Genomic DNA, 18,793 nt, shown 5'->3' with positions numbered 1-18,793 from the left:
GGTGCTGTACCTCTATTTTAAAGAATTATTGCAAGTTGGCGCTTGGTTTTAATATATGCGGGCTGTGCAGCAGCTCACCGTATTGTATATTTTAAGACACTTTGGGTTGGTTCAATCAATAAGCCGATCGGTCAGAGGCAGCCAGGGAGTGCAAGTGTAGGGAGTCCAGAGAAAATTTTCTGTGATCTGTATAGGAATTTAATTGGTCGATCGAGCTTTCTCAGATTTTCGGCTGGGTGGCACTTCGTTGTACCGAATTCAGGGGAACCTCTGCAGGTTGAGTGCCATGTCTCTGCCAAAATCTATCTGTGGATAGATGCAGTACAACTATTTCTTCGTGTATATAGGTGATTTTTGATGGGCGACAGGGATAAACAAAGCAACAGTTGCCGACCATGCAACAGTTGCATGGTCGGCAAATCCGGCAAAAAGTAAAGCAGACAGACCAGCAACTTTGACTTTTTTGACAGGATTGATTGATATTCAGGAAATAAGGGCAGAATTCAACCGAATTCGAGCTTGAGAGGAGCGGCAAAGCAATATAGAATTAACTTGGGCATCACTACAAAAAAATAATCTGCCAAACGAGGTAGCAGTAGGTAGTAGGAAGCGAGATAAATTACTACATAGCTAGTTGTTTCTAGGCAGAAGCGCGAAACTATTTGTTTAACAGGGTATAGCTAAACTGCTGCATAGAAGCAAGACTCCAGCGATGCCGATTTCTTGGAAGCCGACGAAAGTTAAGGAAAAACAACCGTACTAGCCGCTCAAGTCAGAGCGGGGATTTACCTCGCTGCAAGCAGCAATAGACTTGATTAGAAGCTAGGATTGAGATATGAATGCTCAACTTATGAAACCAATTGATTTTTACATTTTTTTATGCCATTAAAAACGCAAGACTTTTTTGGGCTTCACTGAACCAGCCACAGCCCGATAAAATTTTGTGTCAGCTAATTAATATTTAAGTAAAAGGAATTTTTGTGAAAACGCTCAGTATCCTCTTAGTAGAAGACAGTCCCCTAGATGCCGAACTGATTGAGGCATATCTAATGGATAGCGGGCTCCAATTTTCTCTGGTGTGTGTGGAAACTAGAGAAGACTTTGCCACGGCGCTGGAAAAACAACGTTTTGACATTATTTTGGCAGATTATATGCTGCCTTGTTTTAACGGGATAGCTGCGCTGGAAATCGCCCACACTACTTGTCCGGGAGTGCCGTTTATTTTTGTTTCGGCTACTTTGGGCGAGGAAGTGGCGATCGAAACTTTGAAAAGCGGCGCTACTGATTATGTTCTCAAACGCCGTTTGATACGGCTGGTGCCGTCGATTGAGCGGGCCCTGCGGGAAGTTCAAGAACGGAACGATCGCAAGCAAGCCGAAGCACAGCAGCAGGAAAGCGAGGCTCGATTTCGGATTATGGCAGATACCGCGCCGGTGATGATTTGGATGTCGGGTACTGACCAACTTGGCGATTACTTTAACAAAGTTTGGCTGGAGTTTACTGGTAGAACTTTGGAACAAGAAATGGGCACGGGTTGGATGGAAAACTTGCACCCAGATGACTTGCCAGAATGTCTGGATATTTATCAAAAAGCCTTCGACGCTGGCAGCGAGTACCGGATAGAATGCCGTTTGAGGCGTTATGACGGGGAATACCGCTGGGTTTTGGGTACAGGCGTACCCCGGTACAGGCCCGATCGCACTTTTGCAGGTTACATCGGTTCTTACATCGATATTAGCGATCGAAAACTGGCCGAACAAGAACGCGCTGCGGCTTTGTCCCGCGAACAAGCAGCGAGGTTGCAAGCAGAAGAAACTGCTAAAGCGCTGCAATTGGCAAACGATAAAATTACGAACATTCTCGAAAGCATTACCGATGCTTTTATCGCTGTTGATTTAAATTGGAACTATACCTATGTTAACCACCAAGCTATTGAGCTGTTAGGCAGACCAAAAGCAGAACTGATTGGTCAAAAAATTTGGGATATATTTCCCGGGGCAGTTGATTTACAGTTTTACAAAATGGCTACCAAAGCATTAGCAGAAAAGGTAACAATCGAGTATGAAGAATTCGTACCGTTATGGAATAAGTGGTTGAAGATGCGTTTTTATCCTTCCGATTCGGGTTTGTCGGGTTACATCCAAGATGTTACCGATCGCAAGCAAACAGAAGCTGCACTGCAAGCTAGCGAAGAAAAGCTGAGAATGTTAGCCGAAGCTAACTTAATAGGAATTATCTTCGGGGATGTCAACGGCGGCATCATCGAGGCCAATGATGAATTTTTGCGGATAGTTGGTTACACGCGGGAACAGTTGCAGCGCGGGGAATTAAATTCGATTGACATCACACCGCCGGAGTACCAGTCTCTCGACAAGAAGGGTATGGCAGAGGCACAAGCAACGGGGGCTTGCACTCCCTACGAAAAGGAATTCTGGAGGAGAGACGGCAGCCGGATTCCGGTGTTGATCGGATATGTTTTGCTGGCACAAAAGCGGCAAGAATCTGTGGCTTTTATTCTCGACTTGACGGTTGGCAAGCAGTTGGAAAGAGAACTGCACGATCGAGCCCAGGAATTGGCGCGGGCGAACCGGATTAAAGACGAGTTTCTAGGAACTTTGTCCCACGAATTGCGGACGCCACTGAATGCGATGCTGGGATGGGCGCAACTGCTGCGAAACCGCAAGTTTGACGAAAAAACGACTGTTCGGGCTCTGGAAACGATCGACCGCAATACACGATCGCTGGCAACTCTGATCGAGGATTTGCTGGACGTGTCGCAGATTATTACTGGCAAACTGTCGCTGAATTTGCGGTGGGTGGATGTGATTTCGACTGTTGAGGCTGCGCTCGATACTCTGGCGCCCGCGATTGCAGCCAAAAATATTGAAATTGTGACGGATTTCGACCCCACTACCGGGCGGATTTTTGCCGATTCCGGTCGTTTGCAGCAGGTAGCGTGGAATTTGCTGTCGAATGCGATTAAGTTTACTCCCGATGGCGGACAGGTGAAGGTGGAGGTGCGAAAGATGGAGAGGACTTTGGCCCGTGAGGAATCCGCTTGCTGTAAAAAATTGTCGCCCGCTAGTGTCGAAATTGAGGTCAGCGACACGGGACAAGGGATTTCAGAAGAGTTTTTGCCGCACGTTTTCGAGCGGTTCAGCCAAGCTGACAGCTCTACAAGGCGATCGTACAACGGATTGGGTTTGGGTTTGGCCCTAGTGCGGCATTTTGTGGAAATGCACGGGGGGACGGTGCAAGCCGAATCAGCCGGGAAGGGAAAAGGCTCGAGGTTTTTAGTGAAATTGCCAATTCAACAGCTTCATTGCGACGCCGGATTGTCTGTTGCTGGACTTGGGGAGTTGGCGATTCCTCAAAGCAAGGCGCGAGCCCCTGTAAAGGACTCTTTTGTCAGCAGCAATCTTTCTGGAGTGCGAGTCTTAGTGGTCGATATCGACGCGGATTCCCTGGATTTTGCCTGTACAGTGCTCGAAGATTGCGGGGCCCAGGTGGAGATTGCTAGCTCTGGAATGGCGGCCCTGGAGGCGATGGAAAGGCTGAATCCGGATGTGTTGGCGATCGATATCGAGATGCAGGCCCCTGATGGAGAGGCTTTGCTGCGGCAAGTGCGATCGCGGATGGTGGACAGGGAAATTCCGGCGTTGGCGTTCACGGCGGTTGGTAGGGTAGAGGAACGCATACGGGCACTGCAGCAAGGTTTTCAAATTTACGTGCCCAAGCCGATCGAGCCTGCTGAGTTGGTGGCTGTCGTGGCAAGTTTAGCGGCGCGCTCAAAGATTTTAGAGGTTAGATTTTAGATTGACTGCGTTTGCAAACTTTGAGGACGGATCTCCTAACTACAAACCAATTTTCTTGCATTCGAGCGATCGGATAATTCTTAGGACTAAGAGCAACTGGCAGATTAAACAAAAATATGTAGTTGCGCTTGTGTGCTACTAGCCTAGGAAATAGCGTACAAGCGCAACTACATACTTAAAATTTAAGCTTTACTTTGTGACAGTTGCCCTTACTCCTAATCCTGGCGAAAAACTTTTTTTACTATAAATTAGACTTAGAGCTAATTTGTCAAGTCCCAAAAGTTATAAATTTAATTTAGGTCACAGTGTGTAGTTTTTGATACTGATAGCAGTTTCTAAAAGGAATGCAACTGTAGACAAGTTCCAAACCCTGATAATCATCAGTAGTCCAACTTCTAAAATCTAAAATCTAAAATCTAAAATTGTATGAGGTTCAGGGACGATCGCCCTTAACAGTCTCTCCTGAAATATCAAGTTCAGCAATTAGCTGCTTCATTAAGCATGACTTTTAGTTACAATTAACCTAATTTGTCATACCCCAAAAGTTATAAATTTAATCTAAGTCAAAGTTTTTAGCTTTTGAGCAGAGGTGCAGTGACGATCGCCCCTAACACTATTTCCTCAAATATCAAGTTCAGCAAGGAGATGCTTCATTAGAAAAATATTGGGCCGACGTAAATGCTTCTAACACTCCTCTATTGCCCGCCGTGCAATGATTTTTTGGTTTTTGGATGTGGACAGGTCGCCCGGTTCCCACTATCGACGGCTAGATACCAATTGCACCCTGCCGGCATCCATTTCATCCATTAATAACTCTAAAGCCTCATAATCAATATCCGAGATGTACCCCAAACGGGTGAGCTCGTAGTTGATTTCGTTTTCAATGTCAGGCGTCAACTGCTTAATGTAGAGGGCTTTTTCTACAAGTTGACGAATAGCATGAGTTGCTTGCATAGTAAGTCGGAGAACTCCGTACAGTTTAATTTTCCTCTGAAGTGTCGAGCTAACAGGTGATCTAGATCAGAACTAATAAGTGATTTAAATTACATGGATCAGTTTTATCTAACAGCTAGGACAAACTCGATCGCAATTTTTAGAGTTACCAAGACTAAACCTTCAGGCCTAAATAAAAAATAGTATAGTAGCTTACGTTTCCTCCCCAAATCTTACGCAAAACTTCATAAAAAAGAGGCAATAAATAAAGATTCAGTAAAACTACTGAGAACAACTGGTCAGTTTGCCTCAGATTAAGTTAGGCTCAGAGTAATCAAGTAGGTTTAGGCTTACATCCGTCCAGCGCAGTAGTTGAAAATACGTAGCAATCATAGGTTTGACATATGCAGACACTTCTTGCCCATAAACCAATTACGGTGATTCGACCCCTAGACTACCTGAATGCAGCCACCTGCGGAGAATTCGGACGGCAACTAATGACAGCAATTGCAGCCCCCGGGGTTGTAGCGGTACTCGTAGATTTGGGCGAAGTAAAATTTATTGACAGTGCCGGTTTGATGGCATTGGTCTCTGGCCTCAAGCAGGCGAAAAAAATGGGGCGCAGGTTTAGTCTTTGCTCGGTATCCCCTGGGATTAAGATGATTCTGGAACTTAGCCAACTCGATCGAGTTTTTGAAATATTTGAAAATGTCGATAGCTTTGATGCCCAAAACTCCTGCGTAAAACAACACTGATGTAAAACAACACTGATAGAGGCTCCTGGGCGACGCGGACAGGCAACAAAACACAGCAAATTCGGTTAAATGCCCGAAAAGACAGACGACTGTCGTTGGCGTGTTGGCAGATTTTAAGGTAGGCTGCTTAAGAGTCGCAAATATTTAGCGAGTCGAGCCGTGGCAGTAAAAGTCGAAGAATTACTTACAGCAGACATTAATCAGCCTGCTCGTTATCTGGGAAACGAATTGGGATCTACGCACAAGCCTTGGGACGAGGCATTGGTGCGCTGGGTTCTCACTTACCCAGAAGTTTATGAAGTTGGTGCTTCCAATCTGGGGCACATCATCCTTTACAACATTTTGAACGCAGGGCCGAGACAGTTGTGCGATCGAGCTTATTTGCCCGCCCCTGACTTGGCAGCAAAACTGCGATCGACCAAAACTCCGCTGTTTGCCGTAGAATCGAGGCGATCGCTCACAGAATTTGATATTCTGGGCTTCAGCCTCAGCTACGAACTCGGAGCAACAAACATTCTGGAAATGCTGGATTTAGCCGGCATTCCCCTAACTTGGCAAGAAAGAGCGACAAATCCCCAAAACGGTCAAATGCCGCTGATTTTTGCTGGCGGGCAAACGGCAACATCCAATCCCGAACCCTACGCAGACTTTTTTGACTTCATCGCTTTGGGAGATGGAGAAGAGTTGCTGCCAGAAATTGGCTTGATTTTGGCAGAAGGCAAAACAAATAATTTGAGCCGAGAAGCATTGCTGCTGGATTTAGCGCAAATTCCAGGCGTCTACGTCCCGCAATTCTACGATATGGCGGCCGACGGTTCTGTTCATCCCAACCGCCCGCAAGTTCCCGAACGAATTCTGCGCCGCGTGGCAACTCCGATACCAGCTTATTCGATCGGCCTGGTTCCCTACGTCCAGACAGTACACGACAGACTGACAGTAGAAATCCGCAGGGGATGCACCCGCGGGTGTCGCTTCTGTCAGCCGGGAATGCTGACTCGCCCCGCGCGCGATGTCGAACCGCAGCAAGTCGTAGAGGCGATCGAACAGGGGATGCAAGCCACCGGGCACAGCGAGTTTTCCCTGCTTTCCCTCAGTTGTTCCGACTATCTGGCACTCCCAGCAGTCGGGATGGAAATCAAAAATCGCCTGAAAGATAAAAATATTTCTCTGTCTCTACCCAGCCAGCGCGTTGACAGATTTGACGATAATATTGCCGACATTCTCGGCGGTACGCGACAAGGCGGTTTGACTTTTGCCCCGGAAGCTGGTACTCAGCGGATGCGCGACATCGTTAACAAAGGTTTGACCAACGAAGAATTGCTTAGGGGTGTCAAAATTGCGGTCGATCGCGGCTGGGATAAAATCAAGCTGTATTTTATGATCGGTTTGCCCGGAGAAACAGATTTTGATGTTCTGGGCATCGCCGAAACAGTCCGCTGGCTGCACCGGGAATGCAGGATAGATGGCAGGCGGGGACTGAATTTTAACTTGACAATTTCTAATTTTACGCCTAAGCCTCACACTCCTTTTCAGTGGCACTCGGTTTCTACTGCTGAGTTTTCCCGCAAGCAAAAACTCCTGAAGGGAGAATTTCGGGGGATGCGGGGCGTTAAGGTGAATTACACTGATGTGCGGATTTCGGCAATGGAGGATTTTGTCGGACGGGGCGATCGACGTTTGGCTGCTGTAGTCCGCCGCGCTTGGGAACTTGGCGCAGGTATGGATGCGTGGTGGGAAAGCTTGGATCAGGCTTACAAAGCTTGGACTCAGGCGATCGATGAGTCGGGCCTTACCTGGAAATACCGCCAAGTCGAAAGCGGCGAGTGGAATCTGTTTGAGAAGGAAGAAGGAAGTTCGGCAACGGATTCTGTAACGGATGTAACGGATGTCAGTCCGATGTCCGTCGGAAGAAGGGAGAAGGAAGATTTTTCCAATTCTCCGGATCTCCCCCTCTCCCCTTCCCCCACTCTCCCCCTCTCGCCGTCGCCCTCTCTCCCCCTCTCTCTCGATCAGGCCCTGCCTTGGGATCATTTAGATACGGGAATCGACAAAAACTGGCTGAAAATTGACTTGCAAAAGGCTTTAAAAGCAGCGACTGTTCCCGACTGTTCCTTTGAAGGGTGTTCGCGCTGCGGGGTTTGCGGCACCGATTTCGGACACAATGTGGTTGTGGATGCGCTGCCAATTCCAGAGTTTGCTGGGGAGTTTGTTCCGAATACGGAGCGGAAAAAGCGTTTGCGGGTTTGGTTCGGGAAGGTGGGCGATATGGCTTTGGTTGGTCATTTGGATTTGATCCGATTGTTCGATCGAGTAGTCCGCAGAGCCGATTTGCCGATTTCGTTTACCGGCGGGTTTCACCCGAACCCTCGGATTTCTCTGGCAAATGCTCTGCCTCTGGGTGTTACCAGCACTGGTGAAATTGCCGACTTTGAGCTCACTGAGTCGATCGATATTGAGAGTTTTCGGGAAAAGTTGGCCGCTAAGCTGCCGGAAAATATTCCGATTTACAAGGTTGAGTCGGTCGATCTCAAGGCTCCTGCTGCTAACCAGTTGTTAGAAGCAGCGGAGTACGTCATTACTGTGGCTGTAGGGGGATCGTTGACAGAAAATGGCGAATTAGACCGGGAAAATTCTGCTCCTGTCTCCGTGGCTCCTGATGCCAACTGGGAAGCTTGGGTCAAGACGATCATCGAAACCGAAGCTTTTTGGCGGGTGCATACTACTAAGTCGGGAAAGACGCAGAATGTCAATTTGCGCGATCGACTGCACAAACTAGAGCTTGTAGAGCAGAAACCAGAAAGCAGCACCTCTGCCTCTGGTGGTACATCCCAAGGTAGAGCCGTCTTGCGCTTTACTGGCAGTTGTCGCAGCGATGGCAACTTGCTCAAGCCAGAACATATTGTGTTCATGCTCGAACAAGTCAGCCAGCAGGAAATTCAGCTTCTACAGGTTGAGCGTAGTCAGCTAATCCTGGGTTATGGTTAAAATAGGGAAGCCGTGGTGGAATATTTCACCTTCGGCTCTCGATCGGGATGTGTCGTTTCACGCTATAATCGCTTGTTATGGAAGCCGCGGTGGCTCGAGCGCTTTAGTCGCTCGCCGCCCTCGTCAACCAGCAACGCGGGCTGGGTGCAATTTGCTTCTGTTCAAGACTTCAAGCCTTTTTGTTGTACATTCACGGGCTAAATCTAGCGCCAAACCCGCAGGAGCGGGGTCTGAACCAAATTTAGCGATTAATTTCGATCGATCGACTGGTTGTCGGTGGTCGGCTTATTCAAAAATCTCACGGTTCAAACCGCAGAGCGGGTATTCAACAATAGATGTTTTTGGCGGGTCAAAAAATGGAGATAAGCCCCCGACTTAAGTCGTGAAGAACCAAAAATTTTAGATTTTAGATTAAAGTTCCAGCTCTCAGATTCATCTGTGGAGTAAATCTAAAATCTAAAACCTAAAATCTAAAATCGACTGACCCGTCAAAAAGCGCAGATAAGCCCCCGACTTAAGTCGTGAAGAACCAAAAATTTTAGATTTTAGACTTTAGTTCAATCTCCCAAATTTATCTGTGGAGTAAATCTAAAATCTAAAATCTAAAATTTAAAATCTAAAATCGACTGACCCGTCAAAAAACGGAAATAAGCCCCCGACTTAATTCGTGGAGAATCAAAAATTTTAGATTTTAGACTCTAGTTCAATCTCCCAGATTCATCTGTGGAGTAAATCTAAAATCTAAAATTTAAAATCTAAAATCGACTGACCCGTCAAAAAACGGAGATAAGCCCCCGACTTAATTCGTGGAGAACCAAAATTTTAGATTTTAGACTAAATTTCAATCTCCCAGATTCATCTGTGGAGTAAATCTAAAATCTAAAATCTAAAATCTAAAATCGACTGACGAGGTTTTAGGGTTGGCAGGGGCGGAGGTTGCAGTCGAATGCTAAGCTGGGGTATGTTGAGTGCGATCGCACAAGAATTCAACAAAAATCTAGGCGCTTTCACTCCTACCTACTTTCGCTCAAAACCAGCCCTCTACCACCACGCAAGCGGAGTTATCAGTTCGTAGTGTTAAGTTGTGTGTTAAGAAATTGGTACGGTGTCAATGAATTTATTCGCTGAGTTCAAAGGAAGAGTTGTAACTGTTGAATTTTGAGTATTGATTTCGCAATTCTCAACTCAAATCTCAATAGTGCTAACTCGATAAAAGCCTCCTTATTTCAATCTCTCAGATTTATCTGCTGAGCATAACTCATAACTCTGTAAGGGCGGGTTTAACTACTTTATCTGTAACAGTTAACAGTGAACAGTCAACAGTTAACAGTGAACGGTCAACAGTTAAATTTTCTTCCACCCTGCACCAACTCACAGCTCATAACTCTTCAAGCTACTACTAATTACAGTCAAAGTCAGAAACACTTTTGTGCGTAAGTGTCTCTAACTTGCTGCCAGTTTTTTGAGGAAATTGAATGACCAAGCAGATAGTTATAGCAGAGCAGCATCGTATTGCTGCCGTCTTTTCAGAAGATCAAATCCAAGAACTTGTGGTAGCCACAGGCAGCCATCAAGTCAGTGACATTTACTTGGGAATTGTTGAAAATGTACTCCCTGGGATAGATGCGGCGTTCGTCAATATTGGCGACCCAGAACGTAACGGGTTTATGCACGTCACAGACCTCGGCCCGCTGCGCCTTAAACGCTCGGCAGGAGCAATTACAGAACTCCTGACCCCCCAGCAGAAAGTGGTGGTACAGGTAATGAAAGAACCGACGGGCAGCAAAGGCCCCCGGCTAACAGGCAACATTACCCTGCCGGGCCGCTATTTGGTACTGATGCCCTACGGCAGGGGAGTCAATCTCTCGCGGCGGATCAAGTCGGAAGCCGAGCGCAACCGCCTCAGAGCCCTGGCTATTTTGGTGAAACCGGCCGGGATGGGGCTGCTGGTACGCACCGAGGCTGAAGGGATGACCGAAGAAGCGATCATGGAAGATTTGGAAGCCCTCCAAAAACAATGGGAAGCCGTTCAACTCGAAGGGGGTACTTCGCGGGCGCCGGCACTGCTCAACCGGGATGACGATTTTATCCAGCGGGTGCTGCGAGATATGTTCAGCGGTGACGTGAATCGGATTGTGGTGGACTCGCAAAATGGAATTAAGCGGGTGAAGCAGCAGTTGATGAGCTGGAACGGCGGTAAACTTCCTGCGGGAGTTTTGATCGACCACCACCGAGAGCGCGCCTCGATTTTAGAATTTTTCCGGGTTAACGCTGCGATTCGAGAAGCCCTCAGACCAAGGGTTGATTTGCCTTCGGGTGGTTATGTGATTATCGAGCCGACTGAGGCGCTGACGGTGATCGATGTCAACTCTGGCTCGTTTACTCGATCGGCGACGGCTCGCGAAACTGTACTCTGGACAAATTGCGAAGCAGCAACGGAAATTGCTAGACAACTGCGGTTACGCAATATTGCCGGGGTGATTATTGTTGACTTTATTGACATGGAATCCCGCCGCGATCAGTTGCAGGTGCTGGAACATTTCAATAAAGCTCTCAAAGCTGACAAAGCTCGGCCGCAAATCGCTCAACTGTCGGAATTGGGGCTGGTAGAACTGACCCGCAAGCGCCAAGGTCAAAATATTTACGAGTTGTTCGGCCACAGTTGTCCTACTTGCAGCGGCTTGGGTCATCTGGTGCACTTGCCCGGGGAAGAAGACTTCGCCGCATCGGTGCGGGAATCGGGCGATCGCACCGTTGCTACGTCGAACCGCGTTTTGTTGAATTTGCCCGAAGGATTGGAACGCCGCAGCTTGACGCCTGTGGTGGCTGCAACTCCTGCACCGGTGCGGGAAGAACGCCCCCCCGAACCTGCTCGGGCTGCTTGGGAACCTCAGAGTCAGAGCGAAAGTTTGGATTTTGAGACTGGCAGCAATGCCTCGCCTTTGGACTTGCTCAACCATCCCAGCTATCAGGATTTGGGGAACGGAACTAGACGCCGCCGCCGCCGCCGGATTGGCGAAGAGCCTTTTGCTCTGCCGGCGGAGGAGGAACCGGTACGCAGCAAGTTGCGGCTGCCGAATACTCCGAGCGCGCCCGTCGCGGATACGCGCTCTGAGTATCTAGCACCCCCCGGCATCCGGGCGGCTTCGGAGGGCTTCGGGCTGGTGAATATGGCGACTGTTGGCAGGCGCGAGGATTTCGATCGCGTGCGTCCGGCTAAGTCTGAGTTGATGAAGCCGATGGTGGAGCCTCCAGAGGTGATTTCGGTGGAAATGACGGCGGAGGAGCAGGATGTTTATGCACTGATGGGGGTTTCTCCTTTGGTGCTTACTGATCGCAGCGTGAAAAATCCTAAGAATGCGATCGTTTCGGTGACTCTCCCCGGAGCGGCCCCGAACAAGCCGCCTTTCGAGCAACTCGAATTTGAATTTGAACCGACGGCGCCTGCACAGAATGCTGAGGAACGGGATTATTATCCAGAAAGGTCGGTAGTTGAGCCTGTTTTTTCTGAGGATGATGAGGCCCAAATTTACGGCGAGAGTTCGATCGACCAAACTGATGGTTTTGATCGAATGGAGGAACCCAGCGATGTGATGGGCGAATCCTATGAGCCGATCGAATCCTATGAGCCGATCGAATCCTATGAGCCGATCGAATCCTATGAGCCGATCGAATCCTATGAGCCGATCGAACTCAATGAGCCGATCAAACTCAATGAGCCGATCGAACTTAATGAGCCGATCGAACTCAATGAGCCGATCGAACCCAGCCAACCCAGCGAACCCAGCGAACCCGAGGAGCCTGCTATCAACCGTCGCCGCCGCCGCCGCTCGTCAGCCGTTGTGGATGAGTGATATGAAGTCAGAGGGAAGAAGGAAGAAGTCAGAGGGAAGAGGGAAGAAGGAAGAAGTAGAAGTTTTTACTCTCTTCCCATCTTTCCATCTTCCCCTTTCTCCCTCTCCCTCGAACGCTCTAGTAATTGCGGGTGTGGATGAAGTCGGACGAGGGGCTTTGTTCGGGCCGGTGGTGGCTGCTGCCTGCATTTTGCCCGACGAAGTTCTCGATGAATTAGCAAGTTGCGGGGTGCGCGACAGCAAGCAGTTGAGTGCCGCAGCCCGGAGTCGCTTAGCTATGAAAATCCGGGCTGTGGCGGTTGACTGTCAAGTTGGTGCGGCTTCGGTGCGGGAGATCGATCGCCTCAATATTTTGCAGGCTTCTTTGTTGGCGATGAAACGGGCGATTTTGAAGTTGAAGGTGACGCCGGATTTGTGTTTGGTTGATGGGAATCAAAGGATTCCCAATTTGGCGATCGAGCAAGAGACGATGATCAAGGGTGATGCGCGATCGATTCAGATTGCTGCTGCTAGTATTGTGGCGAAAGTTTGGCGCGATGAATTAATAGTACGTTTGGCTGTTAAGTATCCTGAATATGACTTGACAAATAACAAGGGATACGGTACTGCTAAACATAAATTGGCTTTGGAACGCTGCGGGCGATCGGCTTTTCACCGAGTGTCATTTAGTCCTTGTCAAAGATAGCTAGTTCTAGTCAATAATACAAGTCCGGTTAAACTGAGATGTTGCACCATTCTCGCTTAACAGGCTTTTCGGCCTGTTCCACAAAGAGTGAATTTTGTTGTGGGGTGGGCTAGAAGCCCACCCATACAAGGCTTATTGAGAATGGTGCAACATCTCAGGTTAAGTAGAAATAATTCCACTCAAAAAAAGCGACTGTTCAAAAAGGTGCAGATTACCATATTTTACATAAAAATTAACATTCTAAAAATTACCCAAAATGTTAAAAATTGAAGGATACGAGATTCTCGATCGAATTTACGAAAGCCCAAATTCGACGGTTTATCGAGCCATTCGCGAACAGGACAATCAACCTGTTATCTTCAAAATGCTCGCTCAAGATTATCCCGATCCTGCTGAACTGACCCGCTACAAGCAGGAATACGAAATTACTTGCAATCTCAACAATATCGAAGGATTTGTCAAAGTTTATAGCCTACAAGAGTATCAAAGAACTCTAGTCATTATCTTTGAAGATTTTGGCGGCACTTCTTTAAAAATTTTGAATGATAACCCTACAGAAACGCAAAATATTTCATCTTTACAGCACTTCCTCCGCATCGCTATTCAAACAGCAGAGATTTTGGCTCGAATTCATGCTGCCCAAATTATCCACAAAGACATTAACCCCGCCAATATCCTGCTCAACCCAGAAACCGGGCAAGTTAAAATTATCGATTTTGGCATTGCTACTGTCTTCACCCGCGAAAATCCTACCCTAAAAAACCCCAATGTTTTAGAAGGTACATTAGCCTATATTTCTCCAGAACAAACTGGAAGGATGAACCGTTCTCTTGATTATCGAACCGACTTTTACTCTTTGGGCGTTACATTCTACGAACTCCTCACCGGACAACTTCCATTTGCCGCTGACGATGCTTTGGAGTTGTTACATTGCCACATCGCCAAACAACCAGTACCGCCGCATCAGGTGAATCCAGAAATTCCCCCAATTATTTCTGATATCACACTCAAACTGATGGCCAAAACAGCAGAAGAACGATATCAAAGTGCCTGCGGAATCAAATCAGATTTAGAAGAATGCTTGAACCAGTTACAGACAAATGGCAAAATTGAATCATTCGCCCTCTGTCGTCAAGATATTTGCGACAAGTTCCAAATCCCCCAAAAACTTTACGGACGCGACGCAGAAGTTGCAGATTTACTAGCAGCCTTCTCTCGGATTAGCAAAACCGAAAATAACCAGCAATCCCGTAAAGAATTAATGCTGGTTGCTGGTTATTCTGGAATAGGCAAGTCAGCACTGGTATCCGAAGTTTATAAACCAATAACTAAGGCGAGAGGCTATTTTATAGCTGGAAAATTCGACCAATTTCAGCGCAACATTCCTTACTCTGCTATTGTCAGCGCTTTTAAGGGATTAGTGCGACAACTGTTAACCGAAAGCGAAGAACAGCTTAATCAATGGCGAGAAAAATTATTAAATGCTTTTGGTGTTAACGGTCAAATTATTATTGATGTAATTCCCGAAGTTGAATTGATTGTAGGCAAACAGCCGGCCTTGTCTGCATTAGGTGCAAATGAATCGCAAAATCGCTTTAATCTTATCTTCGGTAATTTCATTCGCGTATTTTGTTCAGAAAAGCATCCTTTAGTCATTTTTCTGGACGATTTGCAATGGGCAGATTCTGCCACCCTCAAATTAATCCAACTGATGATGGTGGATGCAGATACCCAATATCTATTTTTGATTGGAGCTTATCGAGACAACGAAGTCAATTCTACTCATCCCTTGATGGTGACTTTGGAAGATATCCGCTCTGAGGGAGCCACTGTTAACCAGATTACCTTAGTACCTTTAGCCCAACCACATATCACTGAATTGATTGCAGATACGTTGCAGTGTGAGCGTTATGCTGTCAGAGATTTAGCAGGATTAATTCTCAAAAAAACCAGCGGCAATCCTTTCTTTATTACGGAATTATTGAAAAACTTATATACTGAAAATCTGCTAAATTTCGATTTTAAGGAGCGCACTTGGCAGTGGAATATTGTTCAGATTGAGGCGAGAGCAATTACTGACAATGTGGTAGAATTAATGGTTGGCAAACTCAATAAATTGCCCTCCAAGACTCAACAGGTATTGCGTTTTGCAGCTTGTATAGGTGCAGAGTTTGACTTAAACACTCTATCAATTATTTGCGATCGCTCCCCCGCTGAAATTTTCTATGCGCTGAAAAAAGCTATTCATTCTGAGTTAATTTTTACTATCTCAGAATTAGATAGTCAACTTTTAATTCAACACTATAAGTTTGGGCATGATCGCATCCAACAAGCAACTTATTCTTTGATTGACGAATCTGAAAAACAAGCCATTCATTTACAAATTGGTCGCCTGTTGCTAAAGAACAGTTCGCCCGAAACACGATCAAAAAAAATATTTGAAATTGTCGATCATCTGAATATGGGGGTAGGGTTAAGCAGGGCCGTACAGCCCCTACTAACCCATCAACAAGAGCGAAACGAAATTGCCAAACTTAATTTGATAGCGGGCCAGAAAGCCAAAGCAGCGACGGCTTACAGTGCTGCGGTTGAATATTTGAAGACAGGATTAAGCCTCTTAACCGAAGAAAGTTGGCAAACGCAGTATGAATTAACCCTAAATCTCTATCAAGAAATGGTAGAGGCTAAATATTTAAACACCAACTTTGAGGGTGCAGAAAAATTAGCTGAAGTTATCTTGGAACGAGCAATAAATCACCTAGACAGGGTAAAAGCTTACGAACTAAAAGTGCTAATTTATACCGCTCAAAATCAGCCACTTAAAGCAATAGAAACTGGTTTAGAAGCATTAAAATTACTAGAAATTTCTCTCTTTACAGGAGAAGATAGTAACGTAGAGCTGCCAGCACTTATGGACTTAGAAAGCTTCCCGGAAATGACTGACGCTGCTCAACTCGCAGCCATGCGAATTTTGATGTCTATTTGTCCGTCCGCTTTATTTGCGAAACCCGGAGTTTTAGTGTTAATTATTTTGACAATGGTTAACCTGACAATTCAAAAAGGTTATTCAGCTTTGGCTGCTTATGCTTATGCTGCGTATGCTGTTATCTGTTCGGGAAAAGGCAACATAGAAACTGGATATCACGCCGGAGAATTGGCACTAAAGTTAGTAAATATATATCATGCTATAGAGCTAAAAGCCAAAATCTATAACTTATTCTGTTCTTTAGTTAAACACTGGAAAGCTCCCGCAAAAAGCAGTCTTTCTCTGCTACTAGAGGGAAATAAAAGCGGACTTGAAACAGGAGATAATGAGTACGCAGGTTATTGTATTAAAGCTTATTGTGTCACCCTGTTTTTGACTGGAGAAGGACTAGAATCTGTTGCATCAAAAATGCACCAATCCTGCGAACAATTATGGAAGCTCAAACAGGAATATACTCTTTACCAGATTAATATCTGGCGGCAAGTTACTTTAAATCTTTTGGAAACAACAGCCCCCCCATCTCGCTTGCTGGGCGAAAGCTTTAACGAGGAGGAAATACTTCCCCGTTTGCTAGCCACGAAGAACCGCACGCTGCTTAGTCTTGTTTACGTAGCAAAACTAAATCTCGCTTATTTATTCAAAAACTATGCCGATGCCGTGAAGAATGCGATCGCAGCTGCAGAATACATAGATTCTCTCATGGGATTTATGTATGTTGCTATCCATAACTTCTACTATTCTCTTGCCCTGCTCGCTCAGTATTCTCCCGAGCTCATGGAAAATTTGGAGGGAGTCAAATCAAACCAAAAGCAAATGAAGCAATGGGCCGAGCTTGCCCCGTTCAATTTCCAGCATAAATACGACCTAGTACAAGCAGAAAAAGCGCGAGTATTAGGAGATAATTGGCAAGCAGCAAAACTTTACGAGCGAGCGATTCAAGGAGCAAGAGACAACGGATATATTCAAGATGAAGCTTTAGCCTATGAGTTAGCAGCGGAATTTTATCTAGTAAGCGGTATGGAGGAGATTGCCCAAACCTATCTCAAAGGAGCACACTACGGCTATACTCGCTGGCAAGCTAAGGCAAAAGTTGAGGATTTAGAAGCAAGATATCCACAATTACAGGCAAAATCTGGGGCGATTTTTGGTAAAAATACAGGCCCTATCGTCCCCAATGCTCACACTACCACAGGAGCGAGTACAGCTTTAGATTTAGCGACAGTTATCAAAGCTTCCCAAGCCATTGCTGGTGAAATTGTGCTAGAGCAATTACTCCGAAAATTGATGACAATTATGATGGAGAATGCTGGCGCACAGGTGGGATACTTGTTGTTGGAATCTCAGGGTAAACTACTGATTGAAGCATCCGGTGCAGTTGATTCCGATACCATCAATTTGTTGCAGTCCATCCCATCTGAAAGCAGTCAGTTACTGTCCTTATCAGTGATTAATTATGTAAGTCGCACTCACAAAGATGTTGTTTTAAATGATTCTAGTCGGGAAGGCAGATTTACGAATGACACTTATATAAAAGCTCATAAAACTAAATCTCTTCTCTGCGTTCCTCTGCTCAAACAGAATCAGCTTATTTCAATAATTTACTTAGAAAATAACCTAGTAACAGGTGCATTTACTCCCGACAGAGTATCTCTGTTAAAAGTCTTGTGTTCGCAAGCTGCCATCTCAATCGAAAATGCCCAACTCTATGCCAACCTAGAAGCAAAAGTAGAAGAACGCACTCAAGAATTATCACAAGCTTTAAGCAATCTCGAAGCCACCCAAGAAGGATTGATTCAATCAGAAAAAATGGCAGCTTTAGGACAACTTGTGGCCGGAGTTGCTCACGAAGTTAACACTCCCCTGGGCGCGATTCGCTCGTCGGCAGGAAATGTTTCTAAGTTCTTAAATCAAACTTTAGAACAATTGCCCACACTTTTTCAATCTCTCTCCCCAGAAGAAGCACAGAATTTGTTGAGTTTACTGCAGCGTTCCCTGCAACAAGAAGCCAGCTTATCAACCAAAGAAGAACGCAAGTTGAAGAGAGCTTTGAGAAGCCAACTGGAAGAATTAGGGATTGAAAGTGCCGATACCATAGCCGATCGCCTAGTGATCATGGGCGTTTATAATGAAATTGATACCTTTGTGTCTTTGTTGCAAAGATCAGATAGTTTACATCTCCTAGAAATCGCCTACAAACTTTCCGAATTAAAAAGAGGCATTGCTACTATCAACACAGCCACAGATAGAGCATCAAAAGTAGTTTTTGCATTAAAAACTTATGCCCGCTACGAACAGTCGGGCGAAAAAACAGCAGCCAGTCTTAAAGAAGGTATTGAAACAATCTTAACCCTGTATCAAAATCTACTCAAACAGGGAGTTGAGGTCATCAAAAACTATGCCGATATCCCGCCGATACTGTGCTATCCCGATGAACTAAATCAAGTTTGGACTAATTTAATTCACAATGCTTTGCAAGCAATGGATTATCGAGGCACGTTAACAATTGAGTTAACGGCTCAAGATGACCAGGCTAAGATTAGCATTAGCGACAGCGGCAAAGGGATACCTGAAGAGATAAAAGGGAAAATATTTGACCCGTTTTTTACTACTAAGCCCGCAGGAGAAGGTAGCGGATTGGGACTAGATATTGTGAAGAAGATTGTTGACAAGCATCAGGGAAAAATAGAAGTGGAATCAATTCCGGGCAAAACTACATTTAATGTTTTCCTGCCAATGATCACTGTATAAGCAACTCAAGGATCTCGCAAACGATATAAGGT

Annotated in this window: 8 protein-coding genes; 7 read left to right on the top strand and 1 reads right to left on the bottom strand. The window is 45.9% G+C overall.

All coding sequences use genetic code 11. The features are described 5' to 3' along the window. Positions 1-980 precede the first annotated feature (980 nt). On the top strand, positions 981-3,815 hold the full coding sequence (locus QUB25_RS06980) for a PAS domain S-box protein (RefSeq protein WP_333182506.1): 2,835 nt from the start codon (positions 981-983) through the stop codon (positions 3,813-3,815). 756 nt (positions 3,816-4,571) lie between these two features. On the opposite strand, the gene QUB25_RS06975 is transcribed toward QUB25_RS06980, so the two are convergent. Next, on the bottom strand, positions 4,572-4,769 hold the full coding sequence (locus QUB25_RS06975) for a hypothetical protein (RefSeq protein ID WP_015176637.1): 198 nt from the start codon (positions 4,767-4,769) through the stop codon (positions 4,572-4,574). Positions 4,770-5,152: 383 nt separating this feature from the next. Between QUB25_RS06975 and QUB25_RS06970 the strand changes: the two genes are divergently transcribed. From QUB25_RS06970 to QUB25_RS06945, 6 genes are all read left to right on the top strand, one after another. Continuing rightward, the gene (locus QUB25_RS06970) at positions 5,153-5,503 is read left to right on the top strand and encodes an STAS domain-containing protein (RefSeq protein WP_333037243.1); all 351 of its coding nucleotides are present in this window, start codon (positions 5,153-5,155) and stop codon (positions 5,501-5,503) included. 159 nt (positions 5,504-5,662) lie between these two features. Next, positions 5,663-8,488, top strand: coding sequence for a TIGR03960 family B12-binding radical SAM protein (locus tag QUB25_RS06965; protein ID WP_333182505.1), 2,826 nt, complete (start codon positions 5,663-5,665; stop codon positions 8,486-8,488). Positions 8,489-9,434: 946 nt separating this feature from the next. Continuing rightward, positions 9,435-9,563 carry a hypothetical protein gene (locus QUB25_RS06960; protein WP_333058876.1) on the top strand — a complete coding sequence of 43 codons (129 nt, stop codon included), beginning with the start codon at positions 9,435-9,437 and terminating at the stop codon, positions 9,561-9,563. A 400-nt stretch (positions 9,564-9,963) separates the two neighbouring features. After that, on the top strand, positions 9,964-12,342 hold the full coding sequence (locus tag QUB25_RS06955; protein WP_333182504.1) for an Rne/Rng family ribonuclease: 2,379 nt from the start codon (positions 9,964-9,966) through the stop codon (positions 12,340-12,342). A gap of 1 nt (position 12,343) precedes the next feature. Beyond that, the gene (locus tag QUB25_RS06950; RefSeq protein ID WP_333182560.1) at positions 12,344-13,027 is read left to right on the top strand and encodes a ribonuclease HII; all 684 of its coding nucleotides are present in this window, start codon (positions 12,344-12,346) and stop codon (positions 13,025-13,027) included. Positions 13,028-13,283: 256 nt separating this feature from the next. After that, positions 13,284-18,761, top strand: coding sequence for an AAA family ATPase (locus QUB25_RS06945; RefSeq protein ID WP_333182503.1), 5,478 nt, complete (start codon positions 13,284-13,286; stop codon positions 18,759-18,761). Positions 18,762-18,793: the final 32 nt, after the last annotated feature.

The sequence above is a fragment of the Microcoleus sp. B3-D7 genome (assembly GCF_036705305.1).
Lineage (GTDB): Bacteria > Cyanobacteriota > Cyanobacteriia > Cyanobacteriales > Microcoleaceae > Microcoleus.
This window is presented reverse-complemented; position numbering and strand designations above follow the sequence as displayed.